This is a genomic window from Cellvibrio sp. PSBB023 (assembly GCF_002007605.1).
Lineage (GTDB): Bacteria > Pseudomonadota > Gammaproteobacteria > Pseudomonadales > Cellvibrionaceae > Cellvibrio.
Genome location: NZ_CP019799.1, coordinates 3203153 through 3219299, shown reverse-complemented (window position 1 = coordinate 3219299; position 16147 = coordinate 3203153). Strand labels below are relative to the sequence as shown.

General features: G+C 43.6%; 18 protein-coding genes. 5 read left to right on the top strand and 13 right to left on the bottom strand.

The window, feature by feature from the left end; all coding sequences use genetic code 11:
- Positions 1-133 precede the first annotated feature (133 nt).
- From B0D95_RS14050 to B0D95_RS14035, 4 genes are all read right to left on the bottom strand, one after another.
- Positions 134-1012: a DUF4824 family protein gene (locus B0D95_RS14050; RefSeq protein ID WP_078044484.1), complete on the bottom strand. Its 879-nt coding sequence runs from the start codon at positions 1010-1012 to the stop codon at positions 134-136.
- Positions 1009-2100, bottom strand: a complete 1092-nt coding sequence (locus B0D95_RS14045) for a DUF2157 domain-containing protein (RefSeq protein WP_078044483.1) — start codon at positions 2098-2100, stop codon at positions 1009-1011. Before B0D95_RS14045 ends, B0D95_RS14050 begins: the two co-directional genes overlap by 4 nt.
- A gap of 95 nt (positions 2101-2195) precedes the next feature.
- Positions 2196-3014: a Cof-type HAD-IIB family hydrolase gene (locus B0D95_RS14040; RefSeq protein ID WP_078044482.1), complete on the bottom strand. Its 819-nt coding sequence runs from the start codon at positions 3012-3014 to the stop codon at positions 2196-2198.
- Between the two features lie 105 nt (positions 3015-3119).
- On the bottom strand, positions 3120-3329 hold the full coding sequence (locus tag B0D95_RS14035; RefSeq protein ID WP_078044481.1) for a helix-turn-helix domain-containing protein: 210 nt from the start codon (positions 3327-3329) through the stop codon (positions 3120-3122).
- Between the two features lie 134 nt (positions 3330-3463).
- Between B0D95_RS14035 and B0D95_RS14030 the strand changes: the two genes are divergently transcribed.
- Complete coding sequence (locus B0D95_RS14030; RefSeq protein ID WP_078044480.1) at positions 3464-3694, top strand: hypothetical protein; 231 nt, start codon at positions 3464-3466, stop codon at positions 3692-3694.
- 113 nt (positions 3695-3807) lie between these two features.
- Here the strand turns inward: B0D95_RS14030 and B0D95_RS14025 are convergent, their stop codons facing one another.
- Positions 3808-4080, bottom strand: a complete 273-nt coding sequence (locus B0D95_RS14025) for a hypothetical protein (RefSeq protein WP_078044479.1) — start codon at positions 4078-4080, stop codon at positions 3808-3810.
- 220 nt (positions 4081-4300) lie between these two features.
- On the opposite strand from B0D95_RS14025, the gene B0D95_RS14020 reads away from it, so the two are divergent.
- Entirely contained in the window at positions 4301-4687 is a 387-nt protein-coding gene (locus B0D95_RS14020) for a helix-turn-helix domain-containing protein (RefSeq protein WP_168172457.1), read from the top strand.
- A 197-nt stretch (positions 4688-4884) separates the two neighbouring features.
- Here B0D95_RS14020 and B0D95_RS14015 read toward each other — a convergent pair whose 3' ends face one another.
- From B0D95_RS14015 to B0D95_RS13975, 8 genes are all read right to left on the bottom strand, one after another.
- Positions 4885-5223, bottom strand: coding sequence for a hypothetical protein (locus tag B0D95_RS14015; protein WP_078044477.1), 339 nt, complete (start codon positions 5221-5223; stop codon positions 4885-4887).
- A gap of 111 nt (positions 5224-5334) precedes the next feature.
- Positions 5335-6000 carry a hypothetical protein gene (locus B0D95_RS14010; RefSeq protein ID WP_078044476.1) on the bottom strand — a complete coding sequence of 222 codons (666 nt, stop codon included), beginning with the start codon at positions 5998-6000 and terminating at the stop codon, positions 5335-5337.
- Positions 6000-6326, bottom strand: coding sequence for a hypothetical protein (locus tag B0D95_RS14005; protein WP_078044475.1), 327 nt, complete (start codon positions 6324-6326; stop codon positions 6000-6002). The genes B0D95_RS14010 and B0D95_RS14005 overlap by 1 nt, the downstream gene beginning before the upstream one ends.
- Before the next feature lie 115 nt (positions 6327-6441).
- Positions 6442-6678, bottom strand: coding sequence for a hypothetical protein (locus B0D95_RS14000; protein WP_149867918.1), 237 nt, complete (start codon positions 6676-6678; stop codon positions 6442-6444).
- 474 nt (positions 6679-7152) lie between these two features.
- Positions 7153-7572, bottom strand: coding sequence for an ASCH domain-containing protein (locus tag B0D95_RS13990; protein WP_078044472.1), 420 nt, complete (start codon positions 7570-7572; stop codon positions 7153-7155).
- The gene (locus B0D95_RS13985) at positions 7565-9670 is read right to left on the bottom strand and encodes a GNAT family N-acetyltransferase (RefSeq protein ID WP_078044471.1); all 2106 of its coding nucleotides are present in this window, start codon (positions 9668-9670) and stop codon (positions 7565-7567) included. The genes B0D95_RS13990 and B0D95_RS13985 overlap by 8 nt, the downstream gene beginning before the upstream one ends.
- A 61-nt stretch (positions 9671-9731) precedes the next feature.
- Positions 9732-11894 carry a Z1 domain-containing protein gene (locus tag B0D95_RS13980; RefSeq protein WP_078044470.1) on the bottom strand — a complete coding sequence of 721 codons (2163 nt, stop codon included), beginning with the start codon at positions 11892-11894 and terminating at the stop codon, positions 9732-9734.
- 81 nt (positions 11895-11975) lie between these two features.
- Entirely contained in the window at positions 11976-12734 is a 759-nt protein-coding gene (locus tag B0D95_RS13975) for an HNH endonuclease (protein ID WP_078044469.1), read from the bottom strand.
- Positions 12735-13106: 372 nt separating this feature from the next.
- On the opposite strand from B0D95_RS13975, the gene B0D95_RS13970 reads away from it, so the two are divergent.
- The 3 genes from B0D95_RS13970 (at position 13107) to B0D95_RS13960 (ending at position 16130) form a co-directional block, all read left to right on the top strand.
- Positions 13107-13757 carry a DUF4062 domain-containing protein gene (locus B0D95_RS13970; protein ID WP_078044468.1) on the top strand — a complete coding sequence of 217 codons (651 nt, stop codon included), beginning with the start codon at positions 13107-13109 and terminating at the stop codon, positions 13755-13757.
- Complete coding sequence (locus tag B0D95_RS13965; protein WP_078044467.1) at positions 13750-15432, top strand: RNA-binding domain-containing protein; 1683 nt, start codon at positions 13750-13752, stop codon at positions 15430-15432. Before B0D95_RS13970 ends, B0D95_RS13965 begins: the two co-directional genes overlap by 8 nt.
- A gap of 158 nt (positions 15433-15590) precedes the next feature.
- Entirely contained in the window at positions 15591-16130 is a 540-nt protein-coding gene (locus B0D95_RS13960) for a DUF2975 domain-containing protein (protein WP_078044466.1), read from the top strand.
- The last annotated feature ends 17 nt before the right edge of the window (positions 16131-16147 follow it).

The following is a 16147-nucleotide window of genomic DNA, read 5'->3' as shown; positions in this document are numbered from 1 at the left end:
ATTCCTATCACAAGCGGCACAGGGGGAGTGTCATGGAGATTAAAGGATAGGAATCTTAGCAATAATGAGAATTGGTATCAATGGCGTATATTTCAACTCCCTTTACAAGCCTCGCCATTCCATGGCGCGATGCTTACTCGCAACCCGTGGTGCAATGCTGAAGGCGATTGACCCAGGGCTCATATAACCGGCCGTAGCGAATCTCCGCATTGAATTTTGTAGCACCCACGGGCGAAAAACCTTGCGCGGCCTGTTTGGGTATATAGAAGGAGTCCACGGCAAGCTTGTCGATAACCACCTCTGTGGTGCGTTTTTCTGCCTTATCGCAGCGATAGTAACCCGCGCGCAATTCCGCCGGCACAATCAGCAGTTGGCCCTTTGTGGTAGTGGCTCGCTCGTGTTGTGCCGCTATCAATAATTCGCGCTCGGCAGCGGCATCTATCACATAAAGGCGCGAGCTGGATCCCGTCGCCGAGGCTAAGAATTCAGTGGCTTCTTTGCGTTTCCGCGCCAGCGCATCCTCCTCCAGATCGGTATTGGCTGCCGGTACCAGCCCCATTACCAACTGATGATACTGCTCCACCTGCGCCACATAATCTGCATAACTCTGCCCATTAAATTCCACCAATACCCAGGCACGGCGTTTTTGCCGCAAGGATGTTTTACGTGTGCAATCCGGAAATTGAAAGCTGGCAAAATGAGCGGCGCTTAATTGCAATTGGTGGTTGTACTGCCAACGCCAGTTATCCATATCCACGCCAATTGGCTCAGTACTGGGGGTACTCCAACGCAGGCTCAGGCGCACGCTGGAATCCTCTTTGGCGAGGCCGTAGTTATAGGGCAGTTGCAATTCCCGTTCGCTCAGCGATAACTCCGCCGTCACCGCCGAACGGTTCACATACACCTTGCCCAGAATAAACGCGTTGACTAGCAAAATGCAGCCAACCGCCAACCACAGCAGTGTTCCGGTGCGGCGATGAGCGGCCGTGTTATGTGTGGTGATGCTGCTCATACGCCGCCTCCTGCCGCTTGGTGTGTTGACTGCGCTTTTTGTTGTGTGCTGCGCAAACGGTTAAATACCATTAAGGCTAAAATCGCCGTCAGCCCGATCACCAAAAAGAATAGATACTTGGGTAACCAGTCCCACCACCAATCAAAAAATTTGGTATACAAAAACAGCGCAAAAAACACATTGCCCGCCAGCATTAAATTCGCCGCACCAGTGCGCAATCCATAGATCACCAGCAACGCACTCGCCACAAAACCAACCATTTGATAACAGCCTTCAATCACAGTGGGCGACCAGGGCAAATAACTACCGCCCGACCAATTAGCCAAAATCAATACCGCGATAAAAAAGACCACTACCGACAACAATTGATAAATCGCCGCAAACCCGTGTAAGCGGGTTTGATCCAGCCACAAGGGCAGCGCAAAGAAAAACAGTGTAGGTAATAAAAAATGCTCGGGGCTCTCACCCACATAAATCCAATAGCTGCCCATCCAGGTACCGAACTGCGCGCCGATAAAAATAAAACTGCAGATAATTGCCGCCGCTAATAACAGGCGAACTTGCAATAAATACGCGAGCAAAAAACCATAGAGTGCAAACACAGCAAAGGCATTGGGTGAAGGCGTAATATTAAAAATACTGCCGAGCATCACAATGTTTAACACCCAGCTCACAAACGACACCAGCCCCGCCAACTTGGCATAATAGCCTGAGCTATCCAATCGCTGCACCCAACACGCCACAGCCAAACTCACAAGGGGAGCGGCAATTAAAATAATGACTTGCGTTGCCGTCGCAAAATAACCCCAGTATTGATAAAACAGAAAAAACAAACTCGCTGCCAGCGCACTGGCTCCTAAAAACGACACTATCTGCATGCCCAGCGACAAATGCCGCGCGCCCTCGCTCAGGTCTACATCCTGCGCCTGCTGTAATTCATGCAACAAGTTGTCGTGATACTCGCGAATCGCCGCCGTGTCGCTGGGCAACTGCAACAAACCCTGCTCGCTCAGCAGTGTTTGTTCCGCGCGAAAAGCACGAACCTGATCAGCGCGCGCCTGTGCTTGTGTTTTGGTGAGGTGGGCCATAATTATCCTTTGGGCGTAATGCAACCTGCAGCTGTGTGACCTGTTATCAATCGGTTGTTCAATAGCAATAATCTGAACATCAATTGGGTTCGCAATTAAATCACTTTCAACACATGCTCAAACAAAAACTGCGCTACACCATCCTTATGATTAGGTTGCGCGCGCTGAGCCTGCGAAAATAATTGTTTCAATTTATCGCTCGCATTTTCCATCACCACCGGGTGAGTCACTGTGTTGAACATTTCCACATCGTTAAAACCATCACCAAAAGCCATACTGTGAGTGAGAGGCAATTGCAAATGTGCTGCCAGGGTTTTTAATGCATCCCCCTTGGAAATATGTTGCGGCATCACTTCCAAATAGTACTCATCGGAAAAGGTTGCATGGATAGGCAGCGGTGTAGCTTGCAGTATGTGCGCTTTCAGTTGTAGCAGAACGGCATTCTCGCCATAGAACAAAATTTTTAATGCCGATGTGCCAAGCATTTCCTGCATAGCAATCTGGCGATAAAAAAATTGCGACCGCACATGGGCCGTTAACATAGATTCACAGGGCGCATTCACCAACCACGCCGAATCCGTATATATATTCAGGTGCACACCTAGTGCTTCACCTAATGGCAGCAAGGTTTCATTAACCGCCAGCGGCAAACAGGCGCGCTGAATCAACTCTCCAGCAGCATTGTGAATCATCGCCCCGTTACAGGTGATCGTCGGAATACCACCACCCAATTGCTTCAGGTACGCCTGAATATCCATAAAGTGCCGCCCGGTCGCAATCACCAACTGATGACCGCGCTCGCGCAATGCCTGAAGCGCCTGAACCGTCAGCGACGACAATTCATGGTGCTCATTGAGCAAGGTGCCATCCATATCGAAAACAAAGGTGCCGGGTGTATTAGAGGGTTCAAACATGCAGGATTCCAAAGTAAAAACAGTGATTTGTAGGCGGTGCGAAGTTTAACGGAATACGGGCGCTTTTGAGTTGTGAAGTGGCATCGCTTTCCCATTCAGCCCGCACTACTCAAACTCAAACAAACTTTTCGCGGGAACTTGCAGGGCGATAATAATTTTTTCCAGGTTATCAAAACTCGGGCCGTGAATGCCGCGTTCAATATTGCTGATGGATTCAATGCTCACGCCCACCTTTTCGGCCAATTCCTCCTGGGTAATTTTCCTGGCCTGGCGCAGTTGCTGCACACGTTTGCCGAATTGTTTTTTGAGTTGCACAAGGGCGCCCTTTTAGCGGTAGAGAGGTAAGCATCTTATTGAAGTTGAACTTCGGCTTTAACGAGGTTAGACTTCGGGTGTGATCAATGAGTGATCGATATCAGCCAATTGAAATAAGGTGAGATGGAGGCATTATGAAAAAGGCGGACGATGCAGAATTGAATCTGGATTTTCTCAACAACTACGCACTGGAAGATGAAATCTACTTACAGCTGGACAAGCTGCAAGCCCTAACCGCATTGCAAGCGTTAATGCATTCTGCGGAGGATTCCGACATGCACAAAAAGCACTACCATCACTATTCGTTAATTCTGGAAGAGCACCTGCAAAAATTGCGCGGCTTGCTGAATCGCCTGTTTGATTAAAGGGAAATAACACGCATAAAAAAAGTTGCATCGGATCGATGCAACTAAAGCGGAGTCACCTGCTGTGATGTGACTTCTTGTAATACGCATTACCGAATAGCGCCGAGCTATGATCAATCGGCGCGCATCTTGTAGAGTTGTTGCTTAAATGCACGAGAGCCTTCCCGAAGCTGGCTCACCAACATATCTATACCGTGTTGCCCGGCGGGTTCCAGAGGTGTGTCCCGTCGGCTCAGATGCGTGAGTAGCTCGCACAACAGTGCGCACTGCCCGTCCAGGTTCGCAAAATCATCACACAGCCGGAGCCACTGCTCGCTGGTGTGCGGTGCCAATGCACCGGCCTTGTTCAACCCTTCAGGCGGGTCTTGCTTATTACTGGGCACCATTGCCAGAAGCCTCCCTGATGCAATGTCACACGTATAACGTGTATACCAAACCCCTGAAATTCCCCAAATATGACCGACAAGTCGCAAAACGGCATCATTAAACGTGTTTAATGTTACATTTTAATATAGTTATGTTGATGAACGGATATTAGTCCATAACTACTATAGGCGTCAACCGTGTGAATTAAACCGATTCACCTGTATTCGGATGACACCTCCCATGGCAAAACCTGCCGTCACAGCACTGGATCGCCAAATTGGCCAGCGCCTCAAAAAACTCCGCATGCAAGCGGACGTCAGCGCCGGTGCCCTTGCCGAATCCATCGGCTCCACCCAGCAGCAAATTTCCCGCTATGAAAATGGCGAAAACAAACTCAGCGCCTCCCAGCTTTATTTGCTCTCCCAATGCCTGGGTGTACCCATTTCCTGGTTTTTTCTGGACTGTGAATCGGAGCACCCAATTCCCCTGTTAGTGAAAGAACCCGCCTCGCACTATTTGCGTCACGTCATCGAAGAGGAAATTCACTCCCTGCAAAACTTTTGGCCGCGCCTCACCCAAAGCCAACGCACCGCCATGCTGAAATTGCTGGATTCGTTTTTGGAATAGCGCTTTTTGTGTGTAGGTCGTTGTTATCGATGTGACAAGCCAGTCCATTACCCTGTCCAGTAATTAGCCAGCATTCCAATAGGTAATTGGGCGGCAGGCCCAAGGCTGCCCAAATTGTCACCTGATCGAAAACGTGTTTTGTGTTTTCATCGGTAGTTACTGAGGTGACGCCGCTTTATTTTATGATTCGTAGCTGTTTATTCTTTATTCTCACAATCCAATGCTTCAGAAGAAATTCCACAGGCATAAAAAATTTTGTTTGTATCTAATGCCTCTTTCGCTGCTTCATTAATGCCACTATTTTTTTGAGACACCTCGGTAAAATTATTAGGTAAATATTGTTCGCACTTCCATAATTCAAGCACCGCCATGTCCTGCTTTTTTAGATACATTTCAAATAATTGCAGTGCTTCTTGCATATTCGTTGCCGGTACAACACCGATACCTACCATGTATTCAGATCCATCAAGATTCATTGGCGAATCTAGCGTCATAGATGCTTTATGATGAATTAACCAAACAGCCAGAATTTCCATATTTAGCTCCACGCAAAAGATCGAGTTATTGATACAAAAGCTTCTTGTGAACACTCCTCCTATTCATCAGGAAATACCTGAGTAATCGAAGCCTAAAATAACTTCACATAACTAAATGTCGAAAATTGCTACGTGATGATGTGTTATAAAAGGCTTTTGATCGGCAGGTTGAGTATTGTCGTTCTTACTTACTGGAAACTTATATTTAGAGGGATCAGTTTCTATCTCTTTTGCTCCACCTTGCGATAAGGCTTCGTGTAAATCTATTTGTGGAATTTTAGGATTTTTATTGTTGCTAAAGATATGAAGCCTTAACGGCCCTTTGTAAGACAATAATTTTGCAGCTTCGCGCAATGCGTTGCATGTGCCTTTATATAGCGACTTATTAGCTTTTATTAGTGCTTCAAGTCCCATTTCATTTTCCTGCTCAGCATTCATATTTTTAATATAAATGTCCTTCAGAAAAATATCCGGTGTGACGTTGTAATATTTGCAGGCAATATTTATGGCGGTCACTATATCAGAGAAATTGGTGGCATTTATTCTGAATGCCCAAACTTCACCGTCAATAATGGCGTACTCTTTATTTTGGTTATTGGCTTTGGATCCGCAAGCAGATATGTTGACTTCCACATATTTTGCTTTCCATATACTTAAATCATCAAATACTGTACGCAATATATATTTGCGATCTGTTGATTTGAAATTATTAAAAATCAAATCAACATCTACCTTGAACTTACGGCCACCCTCGGCCAATGCTGTTGCTCCACTCATTACCACTTTCCTCCTTGAGATGAAACCCACACCGCCAGTTGAACGTCACCTGATATCGTATGTTTTGCTATAGCGGCATGAATTGCAGCATCTACTTCCGGGGTGTTTGAGATCTGTTGTCCGGAATATTCAATAGTTTCCTGAATCTCGGTTTGTCCAAGGTCAAGTTCGTCACTTGTTTCTAGCGTTAGCGATATTGCTTGCTGGCTATTGGATGTATTGGCTACCCAATAAGCGGTGTAAAAATCAGAGCCATCAACTTTTACATAAAAATTATTTGGATTGAGATGTTTTGACTTAATGATCCATCTTCCTGTCGCACTCATATAAATTCCTCAGATAAGTTCCTAAATTTCTGATGTACTGCCAAAGCGCATCATATGTAGCAAATTTACCTTTTGCACGTAAGTAGATAGCAGATCTCAGAATTCCTATATCTCATTATTCAAGTTGTTCTCGGAATGTGGACAACTTCTCGCCCAATGCCTCCGCCCGCCGCTTAACCTGCACGGCATTCATATGCAGGCCGTTCACGCTCCACTTATCCATCACCAATTCCGACATAGCCAATGCCACCACGGCATCGCACAGGAATGTGCATTGGCTTTGAAATTCGGTGAAGTCGTCGTAAAGCAGTAATAGCGCTTTTGTGGTTTCGCGGTTCGGTGGTGATGCCATAAAAGCTCCCTCTGTATTGAGCGGCGGTGGGCCGGTTTTGGTGGTTGGGTTGCGGTGGTCAGAGCTTAAAAGTTCAATTAGTGAGCCATTATAGCTCACTTAAATGATGGATCAAGCTGTTTGGTTTATAAAGTTAGCCATTTTGTACTGTTAATGAGCCTTTAAGGCCAGAGTCAGGAGTGCGTTAACTTTGATTACTTCCGGCCAAATTCGTATGGCAAGAGCTTTTCTCCGTTGGTCTATTGATGACCTTGCGAAGAGATCCGGCGTGGGAGCCTCAACAATTAAGCGAATGGAGACTTTTGATGGAGTGCCTAGCGCGCGTGTTGAAAATCTTCAGGCGATTAGGGATACGTTTATTGTTACTGGCAAGGTTAGATTTGAGGGGGAATCTAGTATTTTTGTTAAAGAGTAGTTGAAGAAGAAAATACATAATTCTTATCAGTATTTATGAAGCGGATAAAGTGTAATTTATTATGCATAAAAAGCGGCATACAGCGCTCTTTCTGGATAAAGTCTGGAAATAAATTGTGGTGGTTGAAAGTTTTCTTCGTACTCCCTCATAGTCTCTAAACAAATATCCTCATCTAGAGGGCATATATTTCTCAAGCCTATAGCAGATACAACATCACGATCTTTGGTGTATTCATCAAATTCTTTTTTTGATATGCATATTTTTTTTCCATGTTTCTTCCATATTTCTTTTGGAGGCAATATCTCTATAAACTCAATCTCCATGGATAGTCTAACCTTCCCAACGGGCAGAGTTGTATAAACCCACAATCGAGATCCGGCTGGCAAGTTTATACTTCTAGTTCTAAGTTCGACCGTTTTGGAGCCTGATAAGATGTTTTCAACATGCTTAGGTTTGATGGAAATAATTGCATCATTCATTGAATGCCTCTCTAATTAAAATCTTCAATTTATCCGAGCCAATTTTTTCCGGGGATACGAGATTGGCATTACTAATAAGCTTTAACTTTTTAGCTAATCCGAAAGAAATTCTAGAATCAAATTCTAGAAAATTATCGAATGTAAATACATGAATTTTGCCATATTTATTCGCTATTTTACATAGTTCCTGGCGAGATAGTACTCCTTGCCGATCAACTTTTATTACCGCATCGTCAATGGATATTAAGTCTGAGTATGTTACACGGGCAATTCCTATGATTTCTTGAAGGCTTTTACTGCCCGAGACATAAAAAGCTATAAGTTCTCCTTTTTTGAAAAGAGAGGCTTTACTACAAGAGCGAAAATAAGCTTTTTCTAATAGAAGTGTCTTGTCATGACTGTCTAGTAAGGATAATTGATTCGTTAGGTTGCCCAATAACCCATTAGCATAATTTTCTCTGATGGGGACAAGAATACAATTTCTGTCAGAGTTAAATATAAATCTAGGTGAAATCATAGTTTCAAAATCAAACCATGATAAGGTTAAAACTTTGCCTTTTGAATCTGTAAGACAAAGTCCAGTATTTAAAAGCTCTTTTTTAGTGGGTAGCTTATTTGGTATAGAGAACCCACAAAGAGATTTAACTTCATTTGCAAAATTATTCCAATTCTTATTATGTAAAAAAATATTGCACATTATTTTTACATAATGGTCTTCGAATTTAAAGAAGCCCTTTTTTATTAAGGTCTCTTTTGTTAAATGCTGATCTTCTCCAATGTATAAATTCAGTCGGTATGAAAACCCACTTCTATATCTCATAGATTTCTCTAGAAAATGATCGATAGCTGCAATTGCTTTTGGGGAGTTTTCATCGATATATAAGCATGCCAATGCAAGTCCGGTACTTTTTGTTGGCTTTTGAAAGAAATAAACCCCGAAAAGACAACTGTCTAATCTGGCCTCATAAATAGCGCTATTGTCTCCGATTGGAGAATTAGAGAATAGTTTTTTGTTTATAGGATCTGGAGTTGAAAAGTCTCGAAGAAAATTTCGAACTTCTGGTGTGTTTGATGAAGCTTCAAGGAAAAAATCTGCATTCAATGGTTTGGAAATGTCTAATATGTCACCATCGTCGAGAATTAACTCATCAGGAGATAGAATGGAAATATTGTATTGAGCCTTAATGTCATCGCTAGCTCTCAGCAATGCTTTCTCTCTTGTAACGAATGCTCCTACTCCAGCGGAGATGCAATAAGCTAAATGCATTAGATCGGACTCATCGTTTTGAATAAATTTTCTAGTGGAAGATCTACATGGAAACACTATTTCTCGCAGGGCAATAGTAATGCTCGATATGTCGTTTTCTATTTTTAATTCTGGAAACATTTCAGCTAGTCTAAGAACAGGATCATCGGCAAAGTTCATGGTTTGACGTTCCAGTTCCTTTTTGAATTCGGGTGTAATGCAAATTGAAAATTCACCCTGTAGGCCAATTTGCATGAGCTTGATGACTTTATTGTAGCCTGGGCGCGCCTTATAAATATCAAGGAGTAAATTTACATCTAGGGCATATATAGGGCGACTCAGCATTGGGCTGCTTGGTGTAGGGGCCAAAGTTTCTTTTGCTAAACCTCCGAATAGATCATTATCCTCCAGTGAGTAGCCTCTGATATTGATTATGCGCTTTGTTGTTTCGCCACCTTTGACTTGTCTGTGGATAATGAAGCCGGTTTTTTCCCAAAAATTGTTTGCAGGTAAGTCTGAAGCAACTCTAGCTGATATCGTATGATAATGCTTGCTTCTAGCGTGATCTTTTAAATTATTAAGTAACAGTTTTCCAACACCTTTGCCTTTCACGGATCTACATGCGTAAAGCTGAAATATTTTTAGGGTGGGCATAGTGCCGCCAAACATTAAGTAACCTTTGAGCTCTTTATCGCTGTTAATTGCTATCCATAACTGACCTTTTGAGGCCATTTGTTCATATGCAGAGGAAGATAAAAATCCGAAAGCTTCTTTGTTTCTATCAGCAATGGCTGACACTTGACTAACATATTCAGAAACATAATCAGACTGTTTCAAAATAATATATTCCATAACGCACTCACTTTTCTATGCGGGTTGAGTTATACGCTTCGCAGTTGAATCCATCTATCATTTATTCTGAGGTTCTATTAGCATAAATAGTTGTTGGTACTTTGCCAGAGGCATAAAGCAGCGGCCAATAAAATGGTGCACCCATCCATCCCTTTTCCTTAGAATCGCTACCGTTTTGCCTAAACAACATTAGCATTGGTGAGTCTTTAGCATATTTTTTTGCAATTGCACCTTCAGTGGTAGCTGTATCTGGTGTTGCCACATATCTAGTGTGGCTACCTATTCCTGCCAACCTTGCGTTATTACGATTGGTTAACCAAAGACACCATATTTCATTTGGATTTGATGACTGTTCAGCCATGTAATCAATAGCAGCATGCATGCTATCCCAATCAAATTTATACCCCTCTTCTTCTTCCATTATTATGGCTTTTGCTGATTCAATTAAAATTGTATGCGCTAATGATGTTGTAATTTTAAATGGCGCTGAACTGGCGCCCGATGGGCATACATCAAGAAGCAATTTATCAATATGTTCAGTAATTTTATTTGTGCGCGTCTTATAATCAGTCTGAAAGCCGATTGGTAGAATGCGCTTATATGGCTTGAGAGTTGTAGTTTCGGTCAGTAAAATCTTATTTGGACTACATGGTACGATTGTCCCAGACGAGCTTCCTTGTATGAATCGCACACTTTCTTGTGGATTTCTTTCAATTGCCTCCCTCAAAGCTACGTCACTTTCGTGCATTTTTTTCATTGCATTATAAATAGTAGGTGCGGTGTAAAAACGTGTAACTGCCAAATCTTCTTTTGGTCTGTAACCATACATTCTTGAGTGCTGAAGAACGGTATCTTGCTGAAATCTTTTTGGAGCTCGGCCATAAAAAAAACCAATTAACCCACCAATTGTAATTCCTCGATCCAGTATCTGGCCACCAATGAAAATATTAAATGGTGTGCGTAAGCGCAATTGACCTGAATCATCGAGAAGAGCTTCAACTTGTTTGTCTGAATTTATACTGCTAATTAATACTTCTTCATCAATTAAGGCCTCTTGAACACGTTGAGTTACATCTTCTTTTGTAGGTAAATGAAATTTCGATAGTTCGATGCTGGCTTTAATTTCTTGATATGCTCTTGAAATTAAACTACTGAATAAATCAGTGTTCTTTTTGGCTTCATTGTTTAATGCATTGCATAACGCATTAACTACTTCTTCCTGCCATAGATGAGTATCTTTAGAAACTTCAGTGTGAACGAGAAGGCTAAATTTACTTTTCAAAGTATTATTATATATAGCTTGTAATTGCCTTATACAGCCGCCCACCAAGAAGTTACAAAATGCATCTCTTAATCCTTGTACTGCACTAGACGTTAATACATCAGTAATTTTTAAGCGCCGACCATCTTTTTTTCGTAGGGTTGTTAGTTCATTTGCCGTAAGCGGAATATATAGTAAATCTGAGTAGTCGCTGTCGAAATAATAATCACTGCCGATGTATGCAGTATTAACCGGAACTAACTCTGTAAATGCTGGCCGTGCTGGTAAAAAACTAATACCTTTAACTTCAACTGACTCAGGTTGCAGATATAATGAATAGGGTGTGGCAGTTACTTGAAGAAATGATGCGTGTCTAACGGAATTACGCAAATCATCTAATTTATGGGCTGTGAGGTTGGCATCAATTTCACCTCCCTTTTTTTTGTATCCAACGCTTGCATAATCAGCCTCATCATCAATGATCAGGGCTCGCTTGTCGGATAGGATTTTATGTTTTTTTAGGAAAATATTTTGCAGTCTATCAAAGTTATCCTTTTGCTTTTTTACTACCAATATTATTTTCTTTTTTAACTCCCATCCTCCTAGTTTATCGGGCATATTCATGATGTCATAAATTAGAATTTCATCTCTATCATGAAAAGGTTTAAACTCCCTTTGAATTCGTTGTTCCGTTTGCTTGGCTAAAGCTTTAGTTCCTTTTGTTAATATTATTGCTATGTCATAGTCATTATCAAAAGCTAGTCCAATTATTGCTAAAAATGTTTTTGTTTTACCTGATTGAATTTTCCCCAGTAACATTCCTGGTTTGGAGCCAAGTGTTTCAACATCTCCAAGTTTTGATATCGTGTTTTTGATACAGGCTCGCTCTTCTTCGGTGTAAGGGTATTCTGCCTTTTCAATAAAATGCTTGTAATATTCACCAGTGGTATGGATGCCTTTCATTTTAACTATTCCTATTGATTATAAAATTATATTTTGCATTTTTTATGTTAAATTAGGTTTAATTATTTTTATTTGGTTTGTTTATACATTCAATGTAAGTGTGGATTTGTGATGGTTTTTCAATGCTTCAGAATCAGGAAGGAGCCTATACGGCATCTCCAAAACCTTCCCCTCAACTTTCAAAAAATACTCTTTCACCATCTCTTCCTTGGCCCGCGCTTTGATCCGCTCCGACAACACCAACCTAAAATCCTCATCAAACGAAATTAAATGCCGATCAAACGCTTTGTCATAAAGCGCATTCAGCGCAATGCCGTTTGTCGGATCTGCTCTGCGCGATTCGTTCTCTGCCCAGGGAATAATATGGCTCGCCACTAATAGCTCAGGAATTGCTAACCCCGAAATCGCACAGCGGTTGTTGTAGCTTTCTAAAACCGTTTGACGGAAGAAGCGTTGCACGCGGCGTACTTTTACTTCGCGGGTGGTTTCAGTTGGGCCAGTGGGGAATGCGAGTGGCTTTTCAGTTGTGGTTGGTTCAGTGGGAAGTACGCGGGTTTCATAAAGCGTTTCGGCTTTGTCGGCGACTTCTGTAGCGTTAGTCATAAACGCATTCCACAGGGCGCGGTCGGCTTTGCTGGCACCGGCTAGGCCTTTTTGTGCGAGTGCGGGATCGAGACTGGCGAAGTTGCAGGCTTTCATCGCCACAGCCGATGGCGTACGGCCAATAATTTGGGCGAGTTTAATAATCTCGGGGTTGGTCTGATGCAATTTGCCAAACGGCGTACGGCAGTAGAGGTGCAGCGTTAGCAACAGTTCGTCTTCTTGCCAGTTATTCGCCACGCGCTAACCCTCGGTGGTCTTTTGTACTCAATTTATTGTTCATCGCTGTATTCCATAGCTGTTCCCTGAGGCTGATTCTGTATCAAAACGGGGCAAATGTGAAATACATCGCATTACATGATGGGTTTTTGTAAACCAAAAGCTGCTGCTAATTAAGTGTTGGCGGGGCTGTTTGGTCAATAGGCCTTTGAAACCCAGCCCTACATTTATTGAGCGTTTTATCCTGTGAGTGTTCTGTAGGGGCGTTGGACTGTACAGATTGCAGGTTCTTGGGTGACACTATCGGAATTTGGCCTTTTGGTGATTCAATGCCTGTGTAACTTAACCTGTGGCATCAGGGCAATAACGATTAATCAGGGAAGTTTTTAACCTATGGATAAAAAGCTAACAATCATGGTTTCCTCTACTGTATACGGCGTAGAAGAGTTGCTGGATAGGGTTTATACCTTGCTCACGGCGTTTGGCTATGAGGTGTGGATGTCCCATAAAGGTACGGTGCCTGTCTTTTCAACCGAATCTGCATTTAAAAGCTGTTTGGCCGCCGTAGAAAAGTGCGATTTGTTCCTCGGGATCATCACCGCTCAGTATGGAAGCGGTAAAGAAAGAGAAGAGGATGCGCTTTCAATTACCCATCAGGAAATTAGAAAGGCTATCGAGCGGGACAAGCCCAGGTGGTTTTTGGCTCATGATCAGGTCGTATTTGGCCGTAGGCTGCTGGCTGATTTGGGTTATAAAAACCGTGATGAGCGCAAGAAGCTCAAATTGAAACCGGGCGCAAAATCGATTGAAGATTTGCGCGTGTTTGATATGTATGAGGATGCTATCCGAACTCCTGAGATGGATGGTCTTCTCATTGAAGATAGAGTCGGCAACTGGGTTCAAAAATTTGATCGCGATGATGATGCGAATCTTTTTGTGGTTGCCCAGTTTTCGCGTTACCAAGATGTAGAACAGCGATTAAGAGAGCATTTTGAAAATCCTCAGCTTATTGAGAAAATATTGAATGGAGGTGGCGATGAGTAAATCTTCGGTTGAAATACAACAGCTCTTGTCGCTCGGTGAACACCAAACTCGGGAGTTTAAATCTAGGGCGGAAGCTAAAATTTGTGGCCCAGACATCTGTGCTTTTTTAAATGCCGAAGGCGGTTATTTAATTTGTGGTATTGACGATAAAGGTAACGTACTGGGCATTAGCAGCGCAGAAAAGGTTGCTGCGCAGCTTGAAACTACATTAAAAAGCCAGATCCAGCCTCCCGTGCTCTTTTCAATTGATGTAATAGAGCTCGAAGAAAAATCGGTATTGGTGATAGAAACTCCCAAGGGTAAGGACATTCCCTACGCATTTAGCAATGACATTTATATTCGTGTAGGTGAGCTAACACGAAAAGCAGATATAGAAACCATTCGCGATATGGTTCTGCGCAAGCAGGTGGAACCCGAACGCTGGGAGCGTCGTTTTTCTGCTGAATTAGATGAAGATGATCTCTCAGCCAGTGCCTGTAAAAAACTACTGGGTGCTGCGCGTTTGCCTTTGGAGGTGAAGCAATCTGAACAAGGGTTATTGCATCAATTACAGCTTCTGTCCTTGGCTAAATATGGACGATTAACCAATGCAGCCGATGTGCTCCTGGCCAAAGACCCATCGCGTCGCCATCCTCAAACTCGCGTGCGAGCGGTCTGCTACAACAACAAGGCCGAAAATACCTACAGAGACTTGAAGCATTTCGAGGGCCCGATAGTCGAGGTTATTGAGCAGCTGATCGACTTTATTCATCGCAATACACCTTCGCGTGCGCGCTTTGCTAACAATTCAAGTCAGCGCGAGGATATTCCCCTGTACCCGGCAGAGGCGGTGCGCGAGGCGCTGGTCAATGCGTTTGCACATCGGGATTACAGTAGCTTTTCTGGTGGGGTTAAGGTTGAGGTTGGCCCAAACCAGGTGGAGATCTGGAACTCTGGTGGTTTGCCCCAGGGTATAGATGTGGCTAAGTTGGAGCAGGGGCACATATCGGTATTGCGTAACCCGGATATTGCGCATGGTTTATATCTGCAGGGTTATATGGAAAAGTTGGGGCGTGGCAGTGTAGTGATCCAGCAGGCGTGTAAAAAGGCTGGTCTTTTGGCACCAAAATGGCATTCAGATCCAGCTTTTGGAGTTACTCTTACGCTGTCTACCCAGGAAGTCACCCAGGAAGTCACCCAGGAAGTCACCCAGGAAGTCATCCCCGAAATTACCTTGGAAGTGGGGAGGCTGATTGATTCGCTAACGGGTGAATTGAGCCGGGCTGAGTTGCAAGAGGTGCTCCAATTGAGGGATCCGGAACACATTCGCAGCAGGTATATCAACGCGGCTTTAGCGGCTGGGCTTATTGAGCAGACACAACCGGATAAACCTAACAGCAGCAAACAGAAATACCGCCTGAGTCCAATGGGGATGAGGGTAAAAAGAGCCAGGAATATTTCTCTGGCACAAGCTTTCTCCCTTGAGCTGAATATGGATGTTACGGCTGCTAGAGCAGATGAGCTCTATCAGGCGGGAAGGATAAAATCCAAGTCCGCATTCAAGTGCCCGGAGCCAACCTGCAATGCCCAAGCTACGTGTGTAAATCTGGATAAGCCAAAAGCGGAGCGGAGACAGGATCCCTATTTTAGGTTTGTCTCGGAACATAGTCGCGATTGCCCACTTAAGGGCCATTAACAGACTCCTCTATAAATTCCTCAAGTAGGGTGATTCTGATCATTCCATTCTCCCTAATAGCCAAAACCTTTATTTATCGAATATCAATAAATAAATATTGTAAATTGGTATTTTGTAGGTATTCTTTGGATTCAGCTTTGTCTTTTTTGGGGAATGGTATGGATATTCAGCGGCATGAGCGGATAGCGCGTATTAAGCAGATCAGTGGTTATTTGTATGTGTGCCTGACCTGGGTGCGTTATGCGCTGTGGGTGGTGTGGCCTTTGATGGTGGCGGTGTTTTTGGTGGGCGGCAAAATGCAGCTTACGGTGGGTGTTGTGCAAATGCAGGATGTTGAGCTGACGCTGGTGCAGCGGTTGTTGATGGTGGCGTTGCTGTCGGTGTTTTTGTGGCTTGCGCTGAAAATTACTCATCACAGCCGCGAGTTGATCCGGCATTTTTCGGTGGGAGATATTTTTAATAAACAGGCGATTGATCATGCGCGCAAGGCGCTGCACCATGGCATGGTGATGTACGGGGTGTATCTGGTTTCGTTGCTGGGCAGTTGGTTTTACAGCGCGATGCAAGCATCGCCCGTGCATATTGTGGTGAATACGGATTTTATTGTGGCGCTGATGTTTTTCGGCGTGATGTATGTGTTGCTGTGGGCGCTGGAAATTGGCTGCGACCTTAACGAAGAATCCGAGCTGACGATATAGGCGTTGGTGTCTGTTAC